Below are 22,622 nucleotides of genomic sequence, written 5' to 3'. Positions count from 1 at the left end.
CGCTTTGGCAAGCGCTGGCCAGAACGGTACAACGAGCATGTTTGGTAAGCGTACATCCTTTGGCGGCAATACTCCCGGCGTCAATGTAGCCCCGCCGGCCCGGCCGCCCGAGCGTGCGCCCGTCCGTTCCGATCCGGTGCGCCGGGCCAGCGACGAGGCTGCCGCAATGCGCCTTCGCGGCGAGGAGGTGGTTGATGTGCGCACCCCGGTCGATGCGCAGCGCGACAAGGAATATTTCGCCACCAAGTCGGCCATCTTCAACGCCCTGATCGATTCCATCGACCTGTCGCAACTGGCCACCATGGACCAGGACGCGGCGCGAGAGGAAATTCGCGACATCGTCGCCGAAATCATCGCGCTCAAATCCATCATCATGTCGATTTCCGAGCAGGAGGACCTGCTCGAGGATATCTGCAACGACGTGCTGGGTTATGGCCCGCTCGAGCCCTTGCTGGCGCGCGACGACATCGCCGACATCATGGTGAACGGGTCCCAGAAATGCTATATCGAAGTAGGCGGCCGGGTGCGGCTCACCAATGTGCGTTTCCGCGACGACGCTCACCTGATGAATGTGTGTCAGCGTATCGTGAGCCAGGTTGGCCGCCGCGTTGATGAAAGCTCCCCCATCTGCGACGCCCGCTTGCCCGATGGCTCGCGCGTCAACGTCATTGCGCCCCCGCTCGCCATTGATGGCGCTGCGCTCACCATCCGTAAGTTCAAAAAAGACAAGCTGACCCTTCAGCAGCTGGTGAAATATGGTTCGATCTCGCCTGAAGGCGCCGAAGTGCTGCGCATCCTGGGCCGCGTGCGCGCCAATGTGCTGATCTCGGGCGGTACCGGCTCGGGCAAGACCACGCTCCTCAATTGCCTCACCGCTTTCATCGAAAAGGACGAGCGGGTCATCACCTGCGAGGACTCCGCCGAACTGCAGCTGCAGCAGCCCCATGTGGTGCGCCTTGAAACCCGCCCGCCCAATCTGGAGGGGGAAGGGGAGATCACCATGCGCGATCTCATCAAGAACTGCCTGCGTATGCGCCCCGAACGCATCATCGTGGGCGAAGTGCGTGGCCCCGAAAGCTTCGATCTACTCCAGGCCATGAACACCGGCCATGACGGCTCCATGGGCACGCTGCACGCCAACAGCCCTCGGGAAGCGCTGTCGCGTCTTGAATCCATGATCACCATGGGCGGCTATTCGCTGCCCAGCCGCACCATCCGCGAAATGATCGTGTCGTCCATCGACGTGGTCGTGCAGGCCGCGCGCCTGCGCGATGGTTCGCGCCGCATCACCCATATTTCCGAAGTGCTGGGGATGGAAGGCGATGTGATCGTGACCCAGGACATCTTCCTTTACGACATCATGGGCGAAGACCAGAACGGCATGCTGCTGGGGCGCCATCGCTCCACCGGCATCACCAAGCCCCAGTTCAGCGAGCGCGCCCGCTATTTCAACGAAGAAGCCAATCTGATCGAGGCGCTGGAAAACGCCAATGTCGAGCAGAACGAGCTGTTGGGGGCATAGCCGGTGAACGCGCTCCTGCTTGCTCTTCTGGCTATGGTCGCGGTCGGCGCCGCAGGCTTTGCCTTGGTGCCTTCGGCCCTGGGCAGCAGCCGCAGGGCCGCCAAGCGCCGCGCCGCATTCAAGGTCGACCGGGGTACGCGCCTTGCGACCGACAGCGCCCGCGTGCGGGACCAGCGCCGCAAAAGCGTGCAGGACGCGCTCAAGAGCCAGACCGATGCCCTCAACGCCAAAAAGCGCGTGCACCTGCCGCAACTGCTGTTTCAGGCCGGCATGACCATCAAGCCAGCGACCTTTATCCGCAACAGCATCATCGCCGGCGTGATCATTTTCCTGCTGCTGGTTCTGGTGCAGGTGCCGTTTTATTTCGCCGCGATCTTTGCCGTGGCGGGCGCTTATCTCGGCCCGCGCATGTATGTCAGCCGCAAGCGGCGCAAATACCAGGACAAGTTCCTCGACGAACTGCCCAACGCGGTGGAAGCCATTGTGCGTGGCGTCAAGACCGGCCTGCCGCTCAACGATTCCATCCGCGTCGTCGCCAAGGACGCCAAGGAGCCGGTGAAATCGGAATTCCAGCGCGTGCTCGACCAGCAAAGCTTTGGCATGTCGATGACCGATGCGGTGCAGGTGCTGCTCGAGCGCGTGCCCCTGGCCGAGGTCAACTTCTTTGTGGTGGTGATCAGCGTCCAGCAACAGGCGGGCGGCAATCTGAGCGAAGCGCTGGGGAACCTCGCCCGCGTTTTGCGCAACCGCAAGAAGATGAAGCAAAAGGTCAAGGCGATGTCGTCCGAAGCCAAGGCTTCGGCGGGGATCATCGGCTCGCTCCCCTTCGTCGTGGCCACGCTGGTCAGCGTCGTGTCGCCCGCTTATCTGGCGCCGCTTTTTACCACGCCGCTTGGCAATATGTGGCTGGGCGTCGCCTTTGTGATGCTCTCATTCGGCGTCTTCGTGATGAACCGGATGATCCAGTTCGATTTCTAAACTCCTGGGCAAGGACGTGCTGTTGTGAACATTGTCGAGCTTTTGACCCAGCGCGAATTCCTGATTGCCGTGCTGGCCGCGGTTTCCGCGGCTGCCGTGGTGTTCACCTTTGGCTCGAGCCTGATCGTCAAGACGGAGATGAAGACCCGCATCAAGCGCGTGGCGCTGGAACGCGACAAGATGCGCGCCGAGGAGATGGCGCGGCTGCGCGGCAGCGCTCTGGGAAGCGATGGCCGCTCCTCCATTCGCCGTAATGCCGAAACCAAGACCTATATGAAAAAGGTGGTGGAGCGGTTCGACCTCAAAAAGGCGTTCCAGGACGATGCCACCGTCGACAAGCTCGCCATGGGCGGTTATCGCGGGCAGGGGCACCTGACCACCCATTTGTTCATGCGCTTTGCCACGCCGATCGGCATTTTCGTGCTGGTGGGTTTTTACTTCTTTGTCATGGCCCCCTCGCCCGAACGGCCGGTTTATCTAAGCCTGCTTTACAGCATCGGCGCGGGGCTGGCGGGCTCCTACCTGCCCAAGCTGCTGCTGCAGAACGCCATCTCGAAGCGCCAGGCCTCCATCCGCAAGGCATGGCCCGATTGCCTCGATCTGCTGCTGCTCTGCGTGGAAGCGGGCATGTCGATGGAACATGCTTTCAAGCGCGTGGCCAAGGAAATCGGCCAGCAAAGCGTCGAGCTTGCTGAAGAGCTGACCCTCACCACCGCTGAATTGTCGTTTCTCGAAGATCGCGGCCGCGCCTATGAAAATCTGGGGCGCCGCACCGGGCTCGACAATGTGCGTTCGGTGATGACCGCGCTGATCCAGGCTGATCGCTACGGCACCTCGGTGGGTCAGGCCCTGCGCGTCATGGCCGAGGAAGGCCGCGAATCGCGCATGTCGGAAGCCGAGAAAAAGGCGGCATCGCTGCCCCCCAAGCTCACCGTGCCGCTGATCCTGTTTTTCCTGCCCGTGCTGTTCGTCGTCATCCTGGCCCCCGCCATGATCAAGGTTTTTGCCACCCCAATGAACACGGGGATGTAAGCGCAAGCATGGCTTGTCGCGCCAGCGCGAGCGCAGCCCGTCGCTCCAGCGCGAGCGCAGCTCGTCGCTCCCGCTCGATCGCAGCTTGTAGCGCCCCGCGAGCGCCAGCCCGGCTCCAGCTTCAGCCCCGCCCGACCTGTTCCCAGCGGTTCTGCTGGGTCAGCAGCGAGCGCACATAGGTCATGTTGCTTTCCACCTGCTCAGGCGGCAATTCGGCGGCATAAAGCGCACGCGCTTCGTCGAACCGGCCCTGCAGGCCCACAACCAGCGCCAGGTTCTGCCGCACGCGGGTATTGGCACCGCGCATGGTTACGGCGCGGCGCAGGTGCTGCTCGGCCCGGGGCAGTTCATTGGTCATGGCATAGGACAGGCCCAGATTGGCCTCGATCGGGGCTTCCCCGGGGGCGAGGGCCAGGGCTTGCGTATAAAGCCGGCGCGCCTCCTCATTGCGTCCCAGCTGGTCCAGCGTTGCGCCCTTGACCAGCAGTGCATTCCAGTCCGGCGCATCGGGGCGGATGGCCTTGTCGATCACTGCCAGCGACTGGGTAAAGCGCCCATCGGCCGTCAGCGCCTTGGCATAGGCGATGGTGATTTCGGTATCGGTGGGGTGATGCGTCATCCCCGCTTCCAGCACGGCCACGGCCTGCCCGCTTTGGCCCGCATCGCGCAGGGCGGCGGCATATTGGATGATGAGGTTCTTGTCCTTGGGCTGGCGCTTGTAGCGCTCGGTCAGTTCGCCCAGCCCCTGTTGACTCTGCACTGCGGGCGTTTCCACTCCCGTCAGCGATCGGTTCGACGCACAACCGGCCAGCAGCAGTGTCGTCATCCCCGCCAACACGGCACAGCGCAGCAATGGGGGTAGGCAGGGCAGGGCAAGCACGGCAAACACCTCGAACCAGGAAAGCCTGCGCTTTAGTAGAACATTAACCCTAACGCGCCGTTAAGTCGGGCTTTGACGATTGCCGGTGGACCGCGACGCGCGCTAAGAAAGTGCACGATCTCAGGGACCAAGCCATGACCACGACCCAGCCCATTGCCATCATCTGCCTTGCACCCGGCGGGCTCGATGGGGCCGGCCTCGACCCCACCATGCTGGCCTGGGCGCAGGCCAATGCGTTTGATGGCGAGCGCGGCCGCTTGCTGCCGGTCCCAGGCGAAAACGGGGCGCTTGGCGCTTATCTGTTCGGGCTTGGCGAGGCGGGCGATCGTTCCCCCATGGTGCTGGGCCTGGCGGGCGCCAAGCTTGCGCCCGGCGATTACCGCCTGGCCGGAGCCTTCGGCGATCCGACGCTCGCGGCAGTGGCGTTCCGCCTCGGCGCCTATCGCTTCACCCGCTACAAAAAAGGCAAGCCCGCCCCGCAGCTCGCGCTGCCCGAAGGCGCCGATCCCGCCGAAGTCGAGCGCCTCGTGGAAGCGGCGACCCTGGCGCGTGACTGGATCAACACCCCGGCCAATGATTTCGGCCCCGAAGAATTCGAGCGCCAGATCCGCGCCTTTGCCCAGGAGCGGGGCATGAGTGTTGCCGCCACTGTCGGCGAGGATCTGCTCGCCGCCGGCTTTCCCCTGATCCATGCCGTGGGGCGGGCCGGGCACCAGCCGCCGCGGCTGCTCGACCTTTCCTGGGGCGATCCCAGCCATCCCAAGGTGACGCTGGTGGGCAAAGGCGTGACCTTTGATACTGGCGGGCTCGACATCAAGAACGCGGCCGGCATGCTGTTGATGAAAAAGGACATGGGCGGCGCCGCCAATATTTTGGGCCTCACCCATGCCATCGTGTCGGCCAAGCTCGGCCTGCGCCTGCGCGTCCTCATCCCCATTGTGGAAAACGCCATCGCCAGCGCCGCCTTCCGGCCGGGCGACGTGCTCCCATCGCGCAAGGGCCTGACGGTCGAGATCGGCAACACCGATGCCGAGGGCCGGCTGATCCTGGCCGATGCGCTGGCGCTGGCCGATGAGGAAAGCCCCGAACTGCTGCTCGACATGGCAACGCTCACTGGTGCTGCCCGCGTTGCGCTCGGCCCCGAACTGCCCGCGCTGTTTTCCACCGATGATGCGCTGGCGCGCGAGCTTATGACCGCCGGCCTCGCCCTGGACGATCCGCTCTGGCAAATGCCGCTGTGGTCGCCCTACGATGCCATGATGAACAGCAAGATCGCCGATGTGAACAATGCCGGGCAAGGGGGCTTTGCCGGCTCCATCACCGCCGCCTTGTTCATGCGCCGCTTTGTCGCCAATGCCGGCGCCTGGGTGCATCTCGACATCATGGCCTGGGCCCCTGAAGCGCGCGCCGGCCGCCCCTTCGGCGCCACCGACCACGGCATCCGCGCGGTCTACGGTGTGCTCAAGGCGCGGTACCCCCGCGCAGCCTCGTAGAGGCCGCCGCAACCCGCAGGGTTGTCGCGTTCAGCCCTGCGCAGCCTCGTAGAGGCTGTCGCGCCCTCGCGGTCCCCTGCGCAGCCTCGTAGAGGCTGTCGCGCCCTCGCGGTCCCCCGCGCAGCCTCGTAGAGGCTGTCGCGTCCCGTTAAGCCCGCTCCTAATACCCTCGCCCGCGGTCCACCACATTGCGCAGCGGCTTGCCGGCCTCGTGATCGGCAATCACCTGCGCAAAATAGATGGCGCCGGTCTGTGGGTTGGAAATCGCTGCGATATGGGGCGTAAGGTAGCAGTTGGCTATGTCCCAGAGCGGACTGTCAACCGGAAGCGGCTCGGTCTCGAACACATCCAGGCTCGCGGCGCCCAGCGTACCGTCGCCTAGTGCAGTGACGATGTCGGCCTCGCGCTGGTGCCCGCCTCGCGCTGCATTGACAATCGCCGGCCCACCATCGAGCTTGCCGCGCCGCAGCTTGCGGAAGGTTGCCATATTGAGGATGCCCGCAGTTTCAGGCGTCAGCGGCAAGAGGTTCACCAGGATATCGGTGCCGGCAAGAAAATCGTCGAACTGCTCGGCGCCCACGAATGCCTCAACCCCGTCCACCGTTTTGGGCGTGCGGCTCCAGGCGCGCACCGCAAAGCCCAGCGGCACCAGGCGCCGCGCCGCATCCTGCCCGAGCACGCCCAGCCCCATAATGCCGACGCAGGTTTCGCTGGCGGCGGGCGGGTAAAGCTGGCTCCAGCGCCGCGCCTTCTGGTCGGCCTGGAAGCGGCTATGGAGCCGGTGATGCATGGTCACCTGCGCCACCACATAATCGGTCATGCGCTGCGTCAGATCCTCGTCCACGAACCGGATCAATGGCACATCGGGCAGGCCGGGATGCTTGAGCAGCGCATCAACGCCCGCCCCGATGGAAAGCACCAGTTCCAAATTGTCGAGCCCCTCGAATGCATCGGGCTTGGGCTTCCACACCAGCAGGTAGCGTATGGCGGCCGGATCGAACCGGTCGCCGCGCCGCACCACCGGGTAATCGCCCAGCGCTGCCCGCAGGCGCTCGGCCCAGCCGGCCTCGTCCAGATCGGAAAGGTGCAGCAGCAGCATGAGAAGGTCCTGGGTTTAGACAAAAAGAAAGCCGCGCTTTAGGGCGCGGCTTGATGAAGGCTTGAACCGCTTACTGTGCGGCTGGGGGCGTGCCCGGATCGTTCGGCAGCGCTGGCGAAGGGGCCTGGGTCGGCGCCATCGGATTGGCCGGGGCCTGGTTCGCTGCGGGGGTGCCGCTGCCCGTCGGGGTGCCCACCACCGGTGATTCGGTCATGGTTTCCTCGGGTGTTTCCACCGCCGCATCGGGCGCCACTGGCACGGTGATGTTTTCGGGCGCGGTGCTGGCCGGATTGCTGGGCGCAACCGGATCTGCCGGCGCAACATCGGCTTCTTCGCCGGCCGGCTCTTCAGCCTGGGGCTCGGCGCCTGCCTCGGTTTCGGTCGCGGGCACATCCGCTGCCGGGAACGGCACCGGATCGGGCGACAGGGTCTGCAGGTAAGCCAGGATATCGGCACGCTCTTCGGGGCTGCGCACGCCGGCAAACGCCATCTTGGTGCCCGGCGCATAATCGCGCGGGCTGGTCAGGAAGGCGTCGAGATTCTCGTAGCTCCACACATCGCCCGCGGCGTTGTGGGCGATCAGGGCGTCGGAATAAGCAAAGTCTTCCACCGCGCCTTCGGGGCGGCCGACAACGGCATAAAGATGGGGGCCCTGCTTGTTGCCTTCGCCCTCGCCGAAATTGTGGCAGGACTGGCACTTGCGGACGGCCGTTGCGCCACGCGCGGGATCGGCGCTCGCCAGCAGCACGCCCAGGGGCGCTGCGGCTTCGGCCGGCCCTGCATCGGCCACCAGTTCGGTCGCTTCGGGTTCGGGAAGCGCATAGCCGGGGCCACGCCCTTCAATGGGGTGGTAGATGGCTTCAGCCACAAAGCTGGCACCCATGACAAACACCAGGGTGCCGAGTACGGCGCCCATGATCTTGTTAATCTCAAACGAATCCATGTGAAACTCTCTACCAGTCCATCCCCGAACGAACGATAGTCCAAGCGGGTTCAACTTGCGACTGCCTAAAGAAGCTGCCCTCAACCACCCGGTTCGCCGCGCGCGGAAGATAGTCGCAAAGCCCATCAAGGCGCAACTGCCCAATCCGGTGGTGCGACATTTCCCCCGCCCCGGCTCATTGCCGGGGCCTTGGCCGAATTGACACCCGCCGGGCTCGGGTTCAAAAGCTGCACCCACAGCCGAGCGGAGTGTATCGATGAGCAGGAAGATTGCGTTTCAGGGCGAAAATGGCGCCTTCAGCCATGCGGCGGCACGCAATGTGTTTCCTCTCGACGAGGTCATGGGTTGCGTGACCTTCGAGGAAACCCTGGCCGCGGTGCAAAGCGGGCGCGCCGATTTCGCCGTCGTGCCGGTGGAAAACTCCCTGTATGGCCGCATCACCGATATCCACCATCTGCTGCCCCAGAGCGGGCTCTTCATCATCGGGGAAACCTATCTCCGGGTGGAAATGAACCTGCTAGGCCTTCCTGGCACGCAACTGTCCGATATTCGCGCCGTCCAGTCCCTGTCGGTGGCGCTTGGACAGTGCCGCAAATTCATCGCCGATAACGGCTTTCGCACCATCAATGCGGTCGACACCGCGGGCTCGGCCCGCGAAGTGGCGCAAAAAGGCGACCCGACGCTTGCCGCGATCGCATCGCGTTTTGCCGGCGAGATCTACGGCCTCGACGTTCTGGCCTCCAATATCGAGGACGCCGACCACAACACGACGCGGTTCCTGGTGCTGTCGCGTGAGGAACGCCGCGCCGCTCCGGGCAACACCAAGACCGCTTTCGTGTTCCGCGTGCGCAACGTCCCCGCGGCGCTTTACAAGGCGCTTGGCGGCTTTGCCACCAATGGCGTCAACATGACCAAGCTCGAAAGCTACATGGTCGGCGGCGCCTTCACCGCCACCCAGTTCTATGCCGATATCGAGGGCCATCCCACCGACCGGTCGGTGCAGCTGGCCTTTGAGGAGCTCGGCTTTTTCACTGACCAGTTCCGCATTCTGGGCGTTTATCCCGCCAGCAATCATGAGAGCGCCCCGGCCTGAGAGCCCCGCCTTCCCTTCACACCCCCTATCTTTCGAGAGTTCCCCCATGTCCCATGCCGATCTTGCCCGCATCATCGACACCGCCTTTGACAACCGCGCCGAGATCAATCCCGGAACCACGGGCGAAGTGCGTGACGCCGTTGAAACGGCCCTGAACCTGCTCGATAGCGGCCAGGCCCGCGTTGCCGAAAAGATCGATGGTGAGTGGCAGGTCAATCAGTGGCTCAAGCGCGCCGTGCTCCTGTCCTTCCGTCTCAATGACAACAAGGCCATGACCGGTGGCGCTGAAGGTTCGACCTGGTGGGATAAGGTGCCGACCAAGTTCGAAGGCTGGGGCGACAATCAGTGGCGCGATGCCGGCTTCCGCGCCGTGCCCGGCGCCATTGCCCGCAAGTCGGCCTTCATCGCCAAGAACGTCATCTTGATGCCGAGCTTCGTCAATTTAGGTGCCTATGTCGATGAAGGCACCATGGTGGACACCTGGGTCACGGTCGGCTCCTGCGCGCAGATCGGCAAGAACGTCCACCTCTCCGGCGGCGTCGGCATTGGCGGCGTGCTCGAGCCCCTGCAGGCGGCTCCTACCATCATCGAGGACAATTGCTTCATTGGCGCCCGTTCGGAAATCGTTGAAGGCGTTGTCGTGGGCGAAGGCTCGGTGATCTCCATGGGCGTCTTCATCGGCGCTTCCACCAAGATCGTCGATCGCGCCACCGGCGAAATCCATATCGGCAAGGTGCCACCTTATTCCGTAGTGGTTTCGGGCTCGCTCCCCGGCAAGCCCCTTCCCAATGGCCAGCCCGGCCCCAACCTTTACTGCGCCGTGATCGTCAAGACCGTGGACGCCCAAACCCGCTCCAAGACCGGCATCAACGAACTCCTCCGCGATTAAAACGCCAGCGCAGGCTCCTCCTTACCCTCCCCCTCGATGGGGGAGGCAGGGTGGGGTGGGGCCACGCTCCCGGAACCATCCCGATATGACCGACCCCGTTGACCTCCTCACCCGCCTGATCGCCTGCCCCTCGGTGACCCCCGATGAGGCCGGCGCGCTCGACCTGCTCGAAACCGAACTGCAAAAGCTGGGCTTCGCAATCCACCGCCTGCGCTTTGAGGGCGACGGCTCCTACCCGGTGGACAATCTCTTCGCGATCCGGGGGCAGGGCGGTCGGCGGCTCCTGTTCGCCGGCCACACCGATGTGGTGCCCCCTGGCGATCCAGCCCTCTGGACCAGTGACCCCTTCACCGCCCGCCCCAGCGAGGACAAGCTTTATGGCCGTGGCGCCGCCGACATGAAGTCGGGCATTGCAGCCTTTGTCGCCGCTGCCGCCGCCATTCCCGCTGACGCCGGCACGATCATGCTCGCCATCACCAATGACGAGGAGGCCGACGCGGTCAACGGCACCGGCAAGCTCATGGCCTGGGCCGACGCGCAAGGCCACCGTTTCGACTTCGCCCTGGTGGGCGAGCCGAGTTCCGCCGCCACCCTGGGCGATAGCATCAAGATCGGCCGGCGCGGCTCGTTCTCCGGCCTCGTCACCGTCGAGGGCACCCAGGGCCATGTCGCCTATCCGGAAAAAGCCAACAACCCGCTCCCCGTACTGTCCCGCATTGCTCTCGCCTTAAGCGAAACGCGTCTCGACACCCCGACCGAGCATTTCCCCGCCAGCAATCTCGAGCTCACCTCGATCGATGTGGGCAATCCCACTGCCAATCTGATCCCCGCCGCCGGGACGCTGCGCTTCAATATCCGCTTCAACGATGGCTGGACCCCCGACACCCTTGCACGATGGGTGCGCGAGCGCATCGCCGAGGTGGATCCCGCCGGCACCACCGTGCGGTTCGAGATCACCGGCCGCCCCTCGCTGTCCTTCCTGTCCTCCCTCGGCGAGCATGTTGCATTGCTGTCGGACACCATCGCGGACTGCACCGGGCAGCGCCCGCAATATTCCACCGGCGGCGGCACTTCGGACGCCCGCTTCATTGCCCCCTATGGTCCGGTGGTGGAATGTGGTCTTGTGGGCCCCAGTATGCACAAGATCGACGAGCACATCGCCATCTCCGATCTCACTGGGCTGACCGAGATCTACACGCAATTCATGCGCCGCTTTTTTGCCGGTGCGGTTACGTGAAGCTTTGGGCGGCGCTCACCCGGGCCTGGCGCGGCTGGATGCTGCTGCTGCGCGGTGACCCCGCCTGGTCGCAGCACTTCACGCTGACCAATCCAGGCCTCGCGGCCGCGCTGTCCATCTTCCTGTTTTTCGCCTTTCTGTCCGTCGCCTTCGCCTCCATGGGCGTTGGCATGCCCAGCATGATGGGCATCGCTTCGGCGCTGGTGGTGCAGGCGCTGTCCATCCTGGCGCTGCTGCTGGCCATCCAGATCACCAAGCGCGTTCTGGCCAGCCCGGCCCCGCTGCGCACTTTGCTGGTCCCCGGCATTTATGCGCTGGTGGCCTATCTCGTTGCCGGGACGGTGGTTTCCCTCATCGGCGGCCCCGCGCTGCTGCTGGTCTGGCTCGCGCTGGGCTATTTGCTTTATCGCCTCGGCCGTGTTGCGGCCGGCTGGAGCCGAGGCGTTTCGGTCGCATTTGCAGTTTTAACGATCGCGCTGCTTGTCGGCATGCCGGTGAGCCTTTACATGCTCCTGAACCCCGCCGCGTCCCCCCTATGATTGCCGAGTAACCATTGGCCCAGCCGACCACGAGTTTTCGCGATGAACTGGCCAGTGCGGCACGCGGCTGCTTTGCGCTCCTGACCGGCAACCGGCAGGCAGCAAGCTTTTTCGATTTCAGCCAGCGCGGGCTGATCGGCTCCTTTATCGCCTTCCTCCTGGCCAACGCGATCTCGGCCTTTGTGCCGCAATTGTTCGGCCTGGGGCTTGAGCCGGGCCTGGCCACCCGTGGCCTGCTGATGAATGGCGTGTTGTTCCTGCTTCAGGCGGCTCTCGCCTATGTGGTGCTGCGCCAGCTCGGGCGCACCGATGGCTTCGTGCCCTTCCTGGTCGCCGATAACTGGACCACGTTCTTCACCGCCTTCCTGTCGCTGCTCCTGCTGCTGGTGGGCGATGGCGGCGGCATTGCCTTTTTCGGCGTGATCATCGTCGTGATCATCATCGACATCAACATTGCCCGCCTGATCGTGACGCTCTCGCCCATGCAGGTGGCGATGTTCATTGTCGCCCAGCTGGTGGGCGCCAGCATCGGGCTGCTGCTGTTCTACGGCATGCTGATGCCGACAGTGCCGCCGCCGCCCGTCTAGTAGTCGACGCCGGTCAGATACAGCCCGGCTGACGGCGCCATCGCCCCGCATTGCCGCCGGTCGCGCGCATCGAGCACCTGGCGCAAGCGTTCCGGCGCCCATTTGCCCTCACCCACGAGCTTGAGTGAGCCCACCAGCGAGCGCACCTGGTGATGCAAGAAGCTCCTCGCGCTCGCCACCACGACGATATGTTCGCCCTCGCGCCGCACATCGAGCCGGTCGAGCGTGCGCAGCGGCGACTTGGCCTGGCACTCCGCCGCCCGGAAAGTGGTGAAATCATGCAGCCCCAAAATGCCCTGCGCCGCTTCGTGCATCGGTTCGGCCGCGAGCGGCAGGGGCAGGTGCCACACATGGTTGCGCTGGATCACCGCGGGCGCCCGTCGATTGAGGATGCGGTACTCATAGTGGCGCGCGGTGGCGGAAAACCGCGCTTCAAAGCTCTCGTCCACCGCTTCGGCCGATATCACCGCCACCGGATGGGGCCGCAAATGATAGTTGAGCGCCTCGCGCACCCGGAACGGGTCCCATGCGCGGGAAAGGTCGAAATGCGCCACCTGGCCCAACGCATGCACCCCCGCATCGGTGCGCCCGGCCGCTTGCGTCACCACCCGCTCGCCCGAAAACCGCTCGATGGCGTCTTCGAGCACGCCCTGCACGCTCAGCCGCGTGGGCTGCACCTGCCAGCCCGAAAACGGGGTTCCGTCATATTCAAGAACGAGCTTGAACCGCGCCATGGCTCAGGCAACGGCGGCTGGCAGGGCCCCAGCCCCGCGCAGAAACGTCGCGGCATCCATCGCGGTCTTGCCTTCGCGCTGCACCTGCACGAGCCGCACGGCGCCCGTTCCGCAGGCAATGGTCAATTCCGGCAATACCGTGCCGGGCGCCCCTGAGCCCTCAGCAAGGCTCGAGCGCAAAGCCTTGACGCGCACCGGCTTGCCCCCGAGCTCGATCTCGAACCACGCGCCCGGAAAGGGCGACAGCCCACGAATATGGTTGTGCACCTCAGCCGCCGGCCGCGACCAGTCGATCCGGGTTTCGCCTTTTTCGATTTTTTTGGCATAGGTCACGCCAGCTTCGGGCTGCGGGGTGAAGTCGAGGCTCCCGCGCTCGAGTGCCGCCAGCGCCCGGCCCATCAAATCGGCCCCCACGCGCATCATCGTGTCGTGCAATTCGCCCGCCGTGGTATCGGGGCCGATCGGGATCACTTCGCCCAGCGCTACCGGGCCGGTGTCGAGCCCTTCTTCCATGCGCATCACCATGACGCCGGTTTGCGTGTCCCCGGCCATGATCGCGCGCTGCATCGGCGCGGCGCCCCGCCAGCGCGGCAGCAAGGAGCCATGGAGGTTAAGGCACCCCTCACGCGGCGCTTCCAGAATGGGCTTGGGCAGAATGAGCCCATAGGCCACCACCACCGCGAGATCGGCATCATGGAGCGCAAATACGCCCTGCTCGTCAGGGCCCTTGAGTGAGCGCGGCGTCAACACGGGAATGCCCATCGCTTCAGCCGCCAGATGCACCGGCGACTTGCGTTCCGCCTGCCCGCGCCCGGCTGGCTTTGGGGCGCGCGTATAAACTGCCACCACCTCATGCCCGCTCGAAACGATCTCGGACAGGGTCGGCACGGCAAATTCGGGCGTGCCCATGAAAACAACGCGCATCGGCAAACTCCTGGGGCACGCCTACAGTTCGGTAGACTTTTAGATCATCGGTCTACTGCGCTCCTGCAGTAGACCTCATGGTGAGGTGCGCAGCGCAGCGCAGCCTCGAACCACGTGGTCGTGGCGCGGCTACCCCGCAGCGCGCTTGGCGGCCTTGTCGAACTTCTTGATCACCCGGTCGCGCTTGAGGCGGCTGAGATAGTCGATGTAAAGCACGCCATCGAGATGATCGATCTCGTGCTGGATGCAAACGGCCAACTTGCCATCGGCATCGCGAACCACTTCATTGCCATCCAGATCGGTGTACTTCACCGTCACCGCGTCAGGCCGCTCCACTTCATAGTAAAGCTCGGGGATCGACAGGCACCCTTCTTCAGTCACCTGGATCTGGTCGGAAACCTTGGTAATCTCGGGATTGATCATCACCAGCGGATCGGGCGTTTCGCCTTCGCCCGCCAGGTCCATGACCACGATGCGCTTCATCACCCCGATCTGGGGGGCGGCAAGACCAATGCCGGGCGCGTCATACATGGTATCCAGCATGTCCTTGGCCAGCGTCTTGATCTCCTCGTCCACCTCGGGGATGGCATCGGCGACGGCACGCAGCCGCTGGTCGGGCAACACAAGAATGGGGCGGATAGCCATGTTAATTCGTCCAGGCAAAAAGGGAATTGTTCCCGATATGGTATTTTCGGCGCTTCCGGTCAACTGCGCTGGAACCCGGCCAAGGCCGTTCCGTTGCCGCAACAGGGAGGAATAACGCCATGCCAACAACCTATCAGGGTGGTTGCCGCTGTGGCGCGGTGCGCTACCAAGTGACGGGCGAACCGCTCAAAGTGGGCCTTTGCCATTGCACCGACTGCCGGCGCGAAACCGGCAGCACCTTTTTGTATTATGCCGACTGGCCGGTCGACCGCTTCTCGATCACCGGCACTTACGCCACTTTTGAGGGGCGCAGCTTTTGCCCCCAATGCGGCGCGCCGCTCTTCCACCTCGACGAAACCGGCGCTGAAATCGTGCTGGGTTCGCTCGATCAGGTCCCGGCCGCCTTCGTGCCCACCCGCGAAGGCTGGATCAAGCGCCGCGAACCCTGGCTCACACCGGTGAAGGGCGCCGGTCAGTTCGAGCAGGACCCACCGCACGCCGCCTGAGCGCCCCTTACCAACGCGCAACAGGTTTAGTTTGCCAAGTGGTGAACTGATGTCTATAGTTCACCACATGGAGAACTATGACCCAGCCCTCGACGGAGCCTTTCACGCCCTTGCCGACCCGACACGGCGGGCGGTGCTCCGCCAGCTGCTGGCTGGCCCCAAGCCGGTCAAGCAACTAGCCGAGCCCTTCGCCATGGGCCTGCCCGCCTTTCTCAAGCATTTGCGGGTGCTTGAGGAGACCGGTTTGATAGCGACGGAAAAAACCGGCCGTATTCGCACCTGCCGCATCGAGCCTGAGCGGCTGCTGCAAGCCGAAAGCTGGCTGGCCGAGCAACGCGCATTCTGGAGCGCCGGGGCGGATCGGCTCGCGGCTTATGTCGAAAACCATCTGTCCGAGGAGCCAAATCCATGACTGTTTGCGACCACGAACTCACCATTACTCGCTTCATCAACGCAGCGCCCGCCAAGGTCTGGACCGCTTGGAGCCGGCCGGAGCATCTCGCGCGCTGGTGGATCCCGGCGCCCATCGAGTGCGAGGTGGTTAAGCTCGATCTGCGCCCCGGCGGCGGCTTTGAAACCCGCATGCGCGAAGGGGAGGGGCCATTCCAACCCCATGTGGAAGCCTGCTTTCTCGAGGTTTTGCCCGAGCAGCGCCTGGTCTGGACCACGGCCCTGGCCGAAGGCTGGCGTCCCACCGAGCCATGGCTGGCGCTGACGGCGATCATCACCTTTACGCCCGAAGGGCCGGGCACTCGCTATTCCGCTCGTGTCCTCCACAAAAACGCCGCCGATAGCCACAAGCACGCCGAACTGGGCTTTGATGAAGGTTGGGGCACCACCATTGATCAGTTGGCCGCTTACGCCGGGGAGCTCGACTGAATTGCGCGAACTGGTCGGCAGCGCCCACGCCGCTATTTCAGGGGCCGGATGGCAAAGCTCAGCGCCAGTTGCAGGATCGGCTCACCCTCTTCATTGCGCACCCACATGGTGATGTTCTTTTGCGGGTAGGCCCCGGGAATATGGTCCTTGGCCAGTTCCGCCAGGGCGCTTGAGGCTTCGTCGCGCGCGGCGTGGTCACTAGCCAGGTCAGAGCCGATCTCGTCCCTGAACAAGACGTCACCATCATCGGTATCAAAGAAATATAGTGGCATGGCTCTCTCCTGGCTCCACCCGCAACGCGCCGGGGGGGTGGGAGTAGGCATTCCCTAAACCTGTGTTGTTGCCCTATAAAATCCGGGTCACTCCCCCCGCAACTGGTCGCCAGTTGGCGCCGCGCCGCACAAGAACATAGGAGGAACGCCCGAATCGTCCTAAACCAGCAGCATGGACAGCCCGCTTCTTGTTTTCGGCCAATTCGCAGTCACTCCGCTCCAGGCGCTCGCGGCGGGTGGCGGGCTCATCGTCCTGCTGCTGCTGGTGCTCGTGCTGGCGGCGCTGCGCACCGGGCAAGCGCGGGCGGCGGAAACTGCGGCGGTGCTGGCGCGCTCGGAAGCCATGGAGCGCCATCTCGCCGGGCTTATGCAGGTGCAGTCGGAGATGACGGGCCGCATGCAAACCATGTCCGAGATCTTTGGCTCGCGCACCTCCGATCTGGCCCGGCTGGTCAATGAACGGCTCGATTCCACCTCTCAACGCGTCGGCCAGGCCCTGCAGGAAACCCGCGCCAAGACCGATGAAGGCCTGAGCAAGCTGCATGAGCGCCTCGCGGTCATCGATCGCGCCCAATCCACCATGACCTCGCTCTCGAGCGAAATCGTCTCGCTGCAATCCATCCTGGCCAACAAGCAGACGCGCGGCGCCTTCGGGCAGGGGCGCATGGAAGCGATCATTGCCGATGGGCTCGCGCCCAACAGCTATTCCTTCCAGTCAACGCTGTCCAACAACAGCCGCCCCGATTGCCTGGTTCTCATGCCCAATGGCGCGCCAAGCCTCGTCATCGATGCCAAGTTTCCGCTTGAAAGCTGGCAGCGCCTGGGCATGGCTGACTCACCCGAAACCTTGCGCGCCGCGCAAACCCAGTTTCGCGGTGATATCGGCGTGCATGTGAAGGCAATTGCCGAAAAATACCTCATCGCGGGGGAAACCCAGGACACCGCCTTCATGTTCGTGCCCTCCGAATCCATCTTCGCCGATATTCACGAGCATTTTCCCGATGTGGTGCAAAAGGCCGCCCGCGCCCGCGTCGTCATCGTCTCGCCCGCCCTCCTGATGCTCTCGGTGCAGGTGATCCAGGCCCTGTTGCGCGATGTGCGCATGCGCGAACAGGCCCACCTGATCCAGGGGGAAGTGCGCGAATTGCTGGCCGATCTGGGGCGTCTCGACGAGCGGGTGAACAAGCTGCAGACCCATTTCAACCAGGCCAGCCGCGATATCGGCGATATCCTCACCTCCACCGGCAAGATCAACAAGCGCGGCGAGCGCATCGACGCCATGGATTTCGAGGAACAACCGCGTCTGGCCGGCGAGTGAGCCCGTAGCTTACTTTGCCCCGGCGAATAGGCCTGCCTATTTCGCCTCAAGCTCGCTGGCGCTTTTGAGCACCTCGTCGCCATCCTCCTGCCGGATCAAAAAGGCCGGTTCCTCCTGGCTGGCATTGCGCGTTACCTCGGCGCCCTTGATGGTGCGGGTGACCTTGTCGGTGAACCGCTCCACGATCGTGCCCTCGGCCGTGCTGCCGGCCCAGTTCCACGTCACCTTCGTTCCCTTCTGCAGTGCCTTGCTCATCAATCGCTCCTTGCGTTGATCCAGCAACGAGCCGGCCGGCGCCCCGTTGCAGTCCCCCAAGCAGTTGATCGGTGCAGTGAACCCGCGCTCGCTCCGGCGCGTTGTGTGCTTCGAACACTCTCGCTCAAGGAAGCAAGCCATGCCCACAAACCATCCCGGCTCTATCCTGCCGCAGGACACCGCACCGGCCGATGCCGTCGACGAAGTCATTGTCGGCCAACCGATCAGCCAGGATGAGGTGGACGACCTGCTTTATGGCGAGGACCGCCCGGCCGGCGAACGCGTTGATCGCCTGCGCGAACTGGCCGACCAGATCCGCGCCCGCCAGGCCGGCGATCTCGCCACCAATCCCGATACCGATCCGCTGCTCGATGAAATCGACCGCGCCATTGCCGAGCTCTCGGGCTCGCTATCCGACGCCGACGACGAGTTCGATTATGGCAATGCCACCGGCGTTCTGGCGCAGGACCCCGAGGACCACCTCGATGCCCTCTCGCCCGATGATGTGGATGGCCGCGCCGCCATCACCGGGGAAGCCGCCGACAGCGCTCCCTTCGATGATGACGAAGACGAGCCCGAGCCGCTCGATGAAACCGAATGGGAAGAAGGCGACGGCTTTGATCCCGACAAGGGCGTCCGCTAAACCAGCGTGCGCGCCTTGAGCGCCTGGCTCAACGTGCCTTCATCGAGATAATCGAGCTCCCCGCCCACGGGCACCCCGTGGGCGAGGCGCGTCACCTTGGTGGTGCCATGCCCCAGCCGGTCGGTGATGTAATGGGCGGTGGTCTGCCCCTCGACCGTCGCATTGATCGCGAGCACGATCTCGCTGAACTCGGGCGCCCGCGCCAGCAGCTTGTCGATCGACAGATCATCGGGTCCAACGCCATCGAGCGGCGACAACACGCCTCCGAGCACATGGTACTTCACCGCACCGACCCCGGCGCGCTCGAGCGCCCAAAGGTCGGCCACATCCTCCACCACCAGCAGCATGCCGCTTGCGCCCCGCCGCGGATCGGCGCAGATGGCGCAGGGGCTTTGCGTATCGACATTGCCGCACACTTCGCAGGTGCGCACCGCCACGACCGCCCGGTCAAGCGCGGCCGATAGCGGGATCATCAGCTGATCCTTTTTCTTGATCAGCTGCAGCACCGCCCGTCGCGCCGAACGCGGCCCCAGGCCCGGCAAGCGCGCCATCAGCTGGATCAGCTGTTCAATCTCGGGTCCGCCGCTCGCCATCAACATCATTCCTGCCTCGACGCCGATGGCGAGGAGGTGGCGCCACGCGCCGCAACGGGATGGGCGCGGGAATGCCCCGCGCCTTCACATCAGTCCAACAAACCTAGAACGGCAGCTTCATGCCCGGTGGCAGCGGCAGGCCGGAGGTGACTTCGGCCATCTTGCGCTGCATTTCGGCTTCCGCCTTGCTCTTGGCGTCGTTGTGGGCGGCCACGATCAGGTCTTCGAGCACTTCCACATCGTCGTCCTTGAACAGGCTCGGATCGATCCGCACGCCGCGCATCTCGCCCTTGCCGTTGAGCGAGACGGTCACCATGCCCGCGCCCGCCTGGCCTTCCACCACGAGGTCGCCGAGCTCGGCCTGCATGGCCTCCATCTTGCTCTTCATCTCGGTGGCGGCCTTCATCATGCCCATGATGTCTTTCATTCCTCGTCCTCTTCTGCTGGCGGGGGGGCCGCATCGGCCTCGGGCGCAACGGCATCGTCACGCAATTTCACATTCACAACCTTCGCACCCGGAAAGGTCTCAAGTATGGCCTGCACCAGCGGGTCCTCGTGGGCCGCCGCATGCGCCGCCTTTTGCCGCTCCTGCTGCTCCTGCCGGAACGTGAGACCCTCGGGCGGCTTGCTCGATACGGTCACCAGCCAGCGCGAGCCCGTCCATTGCTGCAGGCGCGCCGACAGCATGGCGATGATGCCGGGATCGGCGCCTTCGGCCAGCGCCACCTCGATCTGCCCTTCGCTGAACGACACCGGCCGCATCTGCGATTCCAGTGCGAGCTTAAGCAACACGTCGCGCTTGGCGCCCGCCAGCGCAATCAGTTCGCGATAGCTCCCCACTTTGGCCATGGCTGGCAGCGGAGGCGGCGCGGGTTGCACCGTTTCCGATGGCTGCGTCGCCACCAGCACCGGCTGCGCCAAAGCCTGGGGCGCATCCTCAGGGGAGGGCAGGGGGCGCGATACGGCCGGCTCGTTCTGGAAGGCTGGCGGCGCCTCGACGCGCATCGCCTGCCCGCCGCCCCCGCCGCCGGACGGACCACGGCCCATCGGCGCTCCGGGCGGCAACGCCGGCGCCGGTGCCGGCTGGTTGGCGAGCTTGGCGATCAGCTCATCGGGCGTGGGCAGATCGGCCGCATAAGCCAGGCGCACCAGCACCATTTCGGCGGCCTGCAGGGCATTGTTGGCCCGCCCCACTTCTTCGTGGCCCTTGAAGAGGATCTGCCAGGCCCGCGACAGCGCCCGCATCGGCAGCCGCCCGGCATATTCAGCGCCCCGCACGCGCTCGTCGGGGGTCAGCGACAAATCCTCGCCCGCGGCCGGCACCACTTTGATGCGCGTTACGAGATGGGTGAAATCGGCAAGATCGGCCATCAGCGTTTGCGGATCGGCACCGAGGTCATAAAGCGCGCGCAGCGTTTGCAGCGCGTCCCCGATCCGCCCGGCCATCACTTCTTCAAAGAGGTCGATGATCCGCGACCGGTCCCCCAGGCCCAGCATGGCCTTGACCGTCGCGGCCGTCACCGCGCCATCGCCATGGGCGATCGCCTGGTCGAGCAGGCTCAGATTGTCGCGCGCCGAGCCTTCACCGGCCCGCACTATCATCGCTAGGGCCTCGGGCTCGAACCCGATCCCTTCCTGCTCGAGGATCGATTGCAGATAATCCGTCATCACCTCGGGCGTGATCCGCCTGAGGTCGAACCGCATGCAGCGGCTCAGGATGGTCACCGGCACCTTGCGGATTTCGGTGGTCGCGAAAATGAACTTCACATAGGGCGGCGGCTCTTCGAGAGTCTTTAGCAGCCCATTAAAGGCCGCCGTCGAGAGCATATGCACCTCGTCGATCACATAGACTTTGAACGGTGCCGAAACCGGCCCGTATTTCACCGAATCGATGATTTCGCGGATGTCGTTGATGCCGGTATTGGACGCGGCATCCATCTCCACCACATCGACATGACGCCCCTCGATGATGGCGCGGCAATGCTCGCCCTCGACCGAGAGGTCAAGCGTGGGGTGCCGCCCGCTCGCATCCTCATAGTTGAAGGCGCGCGCGAGAATCCGTGCTGTCGTGGTCTTGCCCACGCCGCGCACGCCGGTCAGGATAAAGGCGTGGTGGATGCGGTTCTGCTTGAACGCATTGCCCAGCGTCTGCACCATCGCGTCCTGCCCCACGAGGGTCGAGAAGTCGCGCGGGCGATATTTGCGGGCCAGCACCAGATAAGGCGAGGTTTGAGCGTCCGCCATCCTGCCCTCCAATGCATGGTGAAAAAGGAAAAAACCGGGGAGCCGCTGGCTCAGCTCGGGAATAAATAGGAGGCTGGCAACGACCCGTGCAGGTCTCGTTGGGGCTGCTTCCTTCCGGACCTGACCCGGTTGGCGAGGAACACGTCCGCGCCAACCTCCCGAGGCGCTATATGCGAATAAATGGCCGCAAAGGCAAGGGGCAAGACCGGTGCAGCGCGCCCTTGATCCGCGCTCGCGCGCGGCTCGAAGGCGACCAATCTGCCCGCCGCCGCGGCCATCGTCTTCAAGATCGGGTCCAAATACCTATATGATAAGGGCGCAGCCCTTTGTGGGGTGCGACCCTTTACCCCGCGTTCCCCGCCCGCTTAACTCACCACAAAACCCAACTGCCCGTATCGGAGCTTTTCTTGGCCAGACGCCGTCCCACCCCGTTGCGTACCTCCCAGGAGGATATTGACGCTTCCCAGCGCGCTCCCAATACGCCCCAGACCCGGTCATCCGCATTCCGCCTGGCTTTCGCCGATGACGACTTTCTCACCTCCGAGGACATCCGGGGCGTCCGCTTCCAGCTGGAATATCTGAAACCCGAGTTCCGCCTGCGCGAAGCGGGGATCAATTCAACCGTGGTCCTGTTTGGTGGTGCGCGCATTCCCGAGCCCGGCAAGCCGGCCTGGGCCGCCAAGAACCAGACCCAGAAAACCAATCTGGAAGCCGCCTCGCGCTACTATGATGTGGCGCGCGATTTCGCGCGCCTTGCTTCGGAAACCTCGCGCAGCCTTGATTTCAAGGAATTCGTGGTGGTGACCGGGGGCGGCCCGGGCGTCATGGAAGCGGGCAATCGGGGTGCGGCCGATGTCGGCGCGCCGTCCATTGGGCTCAACATCGTTCTGCCCCATGAGCAGGCGCCCAATCTCTTCGTCACGCCGGAATTTTCGTTTAACTTTCATTATTTTGCCACGCGCAAGATCCATTTTCTCCTGCGCGCTAAGGCAGTCGCGGTGTTCCCCGGCGGCTTTGGCACGCTTGATGAATTCTTCGAGGCGCTGACCCTGATCCAGACCGGCCGCATGGCCCGGGTGCCGCTCTTGCTGTTTGGCGCGAGCTTTTGGAGCAAGGTCATCAATTTCGAGGCGCTGGCGGAAGCCGGAACCATCTCGCCCAATGATCTTGAACTGTTCAACGTGGTCGACACCGCCCAGGAGGGCTGGGACGTGGTGCAAAAGTTTTATGACCTGCCCGCCCCGGTTGCGGCGCTCTGACCGGAGCGCCGCCCGCCTAGCCCGCACTCTTAACGTTCTCGCGCCGCTTCGTCTTGCC

26 protein-coding genes and 1 other RNA gene are annotated in these 22,622 nt (G+C 64.3%); 15 read left to right on the top strand and 12 right to left on the bottom strand.

Translation table 11 applies throughout. The features are described 5' to 3' along the window. Window positions 1-37 precede the first annotated feature (37 nt). From AC3YOG_RS01410 to AC3YOG_RS01400, 3 genes are read left to right on the top strand one after another with little or no spacing between them, the layout of a single operon-like run. Window positions 38-1,522 (top strand): TadA family conjugal transfer-associated ATPase, encoded by a 1,485-nt coding sequence (locus AC3YOG_RS01410; RefSeq protein WP_489933792.1) that lies wholly within the window; start codon window positions 38-40, stop codon window positions 1,520-1,522. 3 nt (window positions 1,523-1,525) lie between these two features. Further along, complete coding sequence (locus AC3YOG_RS01405) at window positions 1,526-2,500, top strand: type II secretion system F family protein (RefSeq protein ID WP_127751983.1); 975 nt, start codon at window positions 1,526-1,528, stop codon at window positions 2,498-2,500. A gap of 24 nt (window positions 2,501-2,524) precedes the next feature. After that, window positions 2,525-3,532, top strand: coding sequence for a type II secretion system F family protein (locus tag AC3YOG_RS01400; RefSeq protein WP_127751984.1), 1,008 nt, complete (start codon window positions 2,525-2,527; stop codon window positions 3,530-3,532). Window positions 3,533-3,653: 121 nt separating this feature from the next. Here AC3YOG_RS01400 and AC3YOG_RS01395 read toward each other — a convergent pair whose 3' ends face one another. Continuing rightward, the gene (locus AC3YOG_RS01395) at window positions 3,654-4,412 is read right to left on the bottom strand and encodes a tetratricopeptide repeat protein (RefSeq protein ID WP_489933791.1); all 759 of its coding nucleotides are present in this window, start codon (window positions 4,410-4,412) and stop codon (window positions 3,654-3,656) included. A gap of 134 nt (window positions 4,413-4,546) precedes the next feature. Here AC3YOG_RS01395 and AC3YOG_RS01390 point away from each other — a divergent pair, with 134 nt between their 5' ends. Further along, entirely contained in the window at window positions 4,547-5,905 is a 1,359-nt protein-coding gene (locus AC3YOG_RS01390) for a leucyl aminopeptidase family protein (RefSeq protein ID WP_489933790.1), read from the top strand. 160 nt (window positions 5,906-6,065) lie between these two features. Here AC3YOG_RS01390 and AC3YOG_RS01385 read toward each other — a convergent pair whose 3' ends face one another. Then, window positions 6,066-7,004 carry a 2-hydroxyacid dehydrogenase gene (locus tag AC3YOG_RS01385; protein WP_489933789.1) on the bottom strand — a complete coding sequence of 313 codons (939 nt, stop codon included), beginning with the start codon at window positions 7,002-7,004 and terminating at the stop codon, window positions 6,066-6,068. Window positions 7,005-7,074: 70 nt separating this feature from the next. Beyond that, window positions 7,075-7,947, bottom strand: a complete 873-nt coding sequence (locus AC3YOG_RS01380) for a c-type cytochrome (RefSeq protein WP_489933788.1) — start codon at window positions 7,945-7,947, stop codon at window positions 7,075-7,077. A gap of 256 nt (window positions 7,948-8,203) precedes the next feature. Here AC3YOG_RS01380 and AC3YOG_RS01375 point away from each other — a divergent pair, with 256 nt between their 5' ends. The 5 genes from AC3YOG_RS01375 to AC3YOG_RS01355 all read left to right on the top strand — a co-directional run bounded on the left by AC3YOG_RS01375 (window position 8,204) and on the right by AC3YOG_RS01355 (window position 12,292). Beyond that, on the top strand, window positions 8,204-9,040 hold the full coding sequence (locus AC3YOG_RS01375; RefSeq protein ID WP_489933787.1) for a prephenate dehydratase: 837 nt from the start codon (window positions 8,204-8,206) through the stop codon (window positions 9,038-9,040). 46 nt (window positions 9,041-9,086) lie between these two features. Beyond that, on the top strand, window positions 9,087-9,929 hold the full coding sequence (gene dapD / locus AC3YOG_RS01370) for a 2,3,4,5-tetrahydropyridine-2,6-dicarboxylate N-succinyltransferase (protein WP_172122411.1): 843 nt from the start codon (window positions 9,087-9,089) through the stop codon (window positions 9,927-9,929). Window positions 9,930-10,014: 85 nt separating this feature from the next. Beyond that, window positions 10,015-11,166, top strand: a complete 1,152-nt coding sequence (dapE, locus tag AC3YOG_RS01365) for a succinyl-diaminopimelate desuccinylase (RefSeq protein ID WP_489933786.1) — start codon at window positions 10,015-10,017, stop codon at window positions 11,164-11,166. Next, window positions 11,163-11,705, top strand: a complete 543-nt coding sequence (locus AC3YOG_RS01360) for a hypothetical protein (protein ID WP_127751992.1) — start codon at window positions 11,163-11,165, stop codon at window positions 11,703-11,705. The genes dapE and AC3YOG_RS01360 overlap by 4 nt, the downstream gene beginning before the upstream one ends. Before the next feature lie 14 nt (window positions 11,706-11,719). Further along, window positions 11,720-12,292, top strand: a complete 573-nt coding sequence (locus AC3YOG_RS01355; RefSeq protein ID WP_489933785.1) for a hypothetical protein — start codon at window positions 11,720-11,722, stop codon at window positions 12,290-12,292. Here the strand turns inward: AC3YOG_RS01355 and truA are convergent. The 3 genes from truA to def all read right to left on the bottom strand — a co-directional run bounded on the left by truA (window position 12,289) and on the right by def (window position 14,595). Then, window positions 12,289-13,026, bottom strand: a complete 738-nt coding sequence (gene truA / locus AC3YOG_RS01350; RefSeq protein ID WP_489933784.1) for a tRNA pseudouridine(38-40) synthase TruA — start codon at window positions 13,024-13,026, stop codon at window positions 12,289-12,291. The two genes, AC3YOG_RS01355 and truA, sit on opposite strands and share 4 nt — an antisense overlap. Window positions 13,027-13,029: 3 nt before the next feature. Next, window positions 13,030-13,950 carry a methionyl-tRNA formyltransferase gene (fmt, locus tag AC3YOG_RS01345; RefSeq protein ID WP_489933783.1) on the bottom strand — a complete coding sequence of 307 codons (921 nt, stop codon included), beginning with the start codon at window positions 13,948-13,950 and terminating at the stop codon, window positions 13,030-13,032. 129 nt (window positions 13,951-14,079) lie between these two features. Then, complete coding sequence (def, locus tag AC3YOG_RS01340; protein ID WP_127751996.1) at window positions 14,080-14,595, bottom strand: peptide deformylase; 516 nt, start codon at window positions 14,593-14,595, stop codon at window positions 14,080-14,082. A gap of 119 nt (window positions 14,596-14,714) precedes the next feature. On the opposite strand from def, the gene AC3YOG_RS01335 reads away from it, so the two are divergent. Genes AC3YOG_RS01335 through AC3YOG_RS01325 form a run of 3 tightly spaced genes read left to right on the top strand, consistent with a single transcriptional unit; the run spans window position 14,715 to window position 15,980 of the window. After that, window positions 14,715-15,101 (top strand): GFA family protein, encoded by a 387-nt coding sequence (locus tag AC3YOG_RS01335; protein WP_489933782.1) that lies wholly within the window; start codon window positions 14,715-14,717, stop codon window positions 15,099-15,101. A gap of 49 nt (window positions 15,102-15,150) precedes the next feature. Further along, the gene (locus tag AC3YOG_RS01330) at window positions 15,151-15,513 is read left to right on the top strand and encodes an ArsR/SmtB family transcription factor (RefSeq protein ID WP_489933781.1); all 363 of its coding nucleotides are present in this window, start codon (window positions 15,151-15,153) and stop codon (window positions 15,511-15,513) included. Next, the gene (locus AC3YOG_RS01325) at window positions 15,510-15,980 is read left to right on the top strand and encodes an SRPBCC family protein (RefSeq protein ID WP_489933780.1); all 471 of its coding nucleotides are present in this window, start codon (window positions 15,510-15,512) and stop codon (window positions 15,978-15,980) included. The genes AC3YOG_RS01330 and AC3YOG_RS01325 overlap by 4 nt, the downstream gene beginning before the upstream one ends. Before the next feature lie 32 nt (window positions 15,981-16,012). On the opposite strand, the gene AC3YOG_RS01320 is transcribed toward AC3YOG_RS01325, so the two are convergent. Continuing rightward, window positions 16,013-16,252 carry a DUF6894 family protein gene (locus AC3YOG_RS01320; RefSeq protein WP_172122419.1) on the bottom strand — a complete coding sequence of 80 codons (240 nt, stop codon included), beginning with the start codon at window positions 16,250-16,252 and terminating at the stop codon, window positions 16,013-16,015. Window positions 16,253-16,424: 172 nt separating this feature from the next. Between AC3YOG_RS01320 and AC3YOG_RS01315 the strand changes: the two genes are divergently transcribed. Further along, window positions 16,425-17,570 (top strand): DNA recombination protein RmuC, encoded by a 1,146-nt coding sequence (locus tag AC3YOG_RS01315; RefSeq protein ID WP_489933779.1) that lies wholly within the window; start codon window positions 16,425-16,427, stop codon window positions 17,568-17,570. Window positions 17,571-17,606: 36 nt separating this feature from the next. Here AC3YOG_RS01315 and AC3YOG_RS01310 read toward each other — a convergent pair whose 3' ends face one another. After that, window positions 17,607-17,825 carry a hypervirulence associated TUDOR domain-containing protein gene (locus AC3YOG_RS01310; RefSeq protein WP_489933778.1) on the bottom strand — a complete coding sequence of 73 codons (219 nt, stop codon included), beginning with the start codon at window positions 17,823-17,825 and terminating at the stop codon, window positions 17,607-17,609. Between the two features lie 139 nt (window positions 17,826-17,964). On the opposite strand from AC3YOG_RS01310, the gene AC3YOG_RS01305 reads away from it, so the two are divergent. Continuing rightward, window positions 17,965-18,468, top strand: coding sequence for a hypothetical protein (locus AC3YOG_RS01305; protein WP_489933777.1), 504 nt, complete (start codon window positions 17,965-17,967; stop codon window positions 18,466-18,468). On the opposite strand, the gene recR is transcribed toward AC3YOG_RS01305, so the two are convergent. The 4 genes from recR to ffs form a co-directional block, all read right to left on the bottom strand. Then, entirely contained in the window at window positions 18,465-19,067 is a 603-nt protein-coding gene (recR, locus tag AC3YOG_RS01300; protein ID WP_489934536.1) for a recombination mediator RecR, read from the bottom strand. The two genes, AC3YOG_RS01305 and recR, sit on opposite strands and share 4 nt — an antisense overlap. 97 nt (window positions 19,068-19,164) lie before the next feature. Continuing rightward, window positions 19,165-19,488: a YbaB/EbfC family nucleoid-associated protein gene (locus AC3YOG_RS01295; protein ID WP_127752004.1), complete on the bottom strand. Its 324-nt coding sequence runs from the start codon at window positions 19,486-19,488 to the stop codon at window positions 19,165-19,167. Next, a complete protein-coding gene (locus AC3YOG_RS01290) occupies window positions 19,485-21,305 on the bottom strand; it encodes a DNA polymerase III subunit gamma/tau (protein WP_489933776.1) in 1,821 nt (606 codons plus the stop codon). The genes AC3YOG_RS01295 and AC3YOG_RS01290 overlap by 4 nt, the downstream gene beginning before the upstream one ends. A 64-nt stretch (window positions 21,306-21,369) precedes the next feature. After that, window positions 21,370-21,465: signal recognition particle sRNA small type (ffs, locus tag AC3YOG_RS01285), an RNA gene on the bottom strand. Between the two features lie 247 nt (window positions 21,466-21,712). Here ffs and AC3YOG_RS01280 point away from each other — a divergent pair. Continuing rightward, window positions 21,713-22,564: an LOG family protein gene (locus AC3YOG_RS01280; protein WP_489933775.1), complete on the top strand. Its 852-nt coding sequence runs from the start codon at window positions 21,713-21,715 to the stop codon at window positions 22,562-22,564. The last annotated feature ends 58 nt before the right edge of the window (window positions 22,565-22,622 follow it).

It is taken from the genome of Devosia sp. Z6_126 (assembly GCF_058133495.1).
This window is presented reverse-complemented; position numbering and strand designations above follow the sequence as displayed.

Coding starts and splice junctions, on each gene's coding strand:
- AC3YOG_RS01410 (WP_489933792.1), top strand. CDS start 38: ATGTTTGGTAAGCGTACATCCTTTGGCGGCAATACTCCCGGCGTCAAT.
- AC3YOG_RS01390 (WP_489933790.1), top strand. CDS start 4,547: ATGACCACGACCCAGCCCATTGCCATCATCTGCCTTGCACCCGGCGGG.
- AC3YOG_RS01385 (WP_489933789.1), bottom strand. CDS start 7,004: ATGCTGCTGCTGCACCTTTCCGATCTGGACGAGGCCGGCTGGGCCGAG.
- AC3YOG_RS01380 (WP_489933788.1), bottom strand. CDS start 7,947: ATGGATTCGTTTGAGATTAACAAGATCATGGGCGCCGTACTCGGCACC.
- AC3YOG_RS01375 (WP_489933787.1), top strand. CDS start 8,204: ATGAGCAGGAAGATTGCGTTTCAGGGCGAAAATGGCGCCTTCAGCCAT.
- dapD (WP_172122411.1), top strand. CDS start 9,087: ATGTCCCATGCCGATCTTGCCCGCATCATCGACACCGCCTTTGACAAC.
- dapE (WP_489933786.1), top strand. CDS start 10,015: ATGACCGACCCCGTTGACCTCCTCACCCGCCTGATCGCCTGCCCCTCG.
- truA (WP_489933784.1), bottom strand. CDS start 13,026: ATGGCGCGGTTCAAGCTCGTTCTTGAATATGACGGAACCCCGTTTTCG.
- fmt (WP_489933783.1), bottom strand. CDS start 13,950: ATGCGCGTTGTTTTCATGGGCACGCCCGAATTTGCCGTGCCGACCCTG.
- def (WP_127751996.1), bottom strand. CDS start 14,595: ATGGCTATCCGCCCCATTCTTGTGTTGCCCGACCAGCGGCTGCGTGCC.
- AC3YOG_RS01335 (WP_489933782.1), top strand. CDS start 14,715: ATGCCAACAACCTATCAGGGTGGTTGCCGCTGTGGCGCGGTGCGCTAC.
- AC3YOG_RS01330 (WP_489933781.1), top strand. CDS start 15,151: ATGTCTATAGTTCACCACATGGAGAACTATGACCCAGCCCTCGACGGA.
- AC3YOG_RS01325 (WP_489933780.1), top strand. CDS start 15,510: ATGACTGTTTGCGACCACGAACTCACCATTACTCGCTTCATCAACGCA.
- AC3YOG_RS01320 (WP_172122419.1), bottom strand. CDS start 16,252: ATGCCACTATATTTCTTTGATACCGATGATGGTGACGTCTTGTTCAGG.
- AC3YOG_RS01315 (WP_489933779.1), top strand. CDS start 16,425: ATGGACAGCCCGCTTCTTGTTTTCGGCCAATTCGCAGTCACTCCGCTC.
- AC3YOG_RS01310 (WP_489933778.1), bottom strand. CDS start 17,825: ATGAGCAAGGCACTGCAGAAGGGAACGAAGGTGACGTGGAACTGGGCC.
- AC3YOG_RS01305 (WP_489933777.1), top strand. CDS start 17,965: ATGCCCACAAACCATCCCGGCTCTATCCTGCCGCAGGACACCGCACCG.
- recR (WP_489934536.1), bottom strand. CDS start 19,067: ATGTTGATGGCGAGCGGCGGACCCGAGATTGAACAGCTGATCCAGCTG.
- AC3YOG_RS01295 (WP_127752004.1), bottom strand. CDS start 19,488: ATGAAAGACATCATGGGCATGATGAAGGCCGCCACCGAGATGAAGAGC.
- AC3YOG_RS01290 (WP_489933776.1), bottom strand. CDS start 21,305: ATGGCGGACGCTCAAACCTCGCCTTATCTGGTGCTGGCCCGCAAATAT.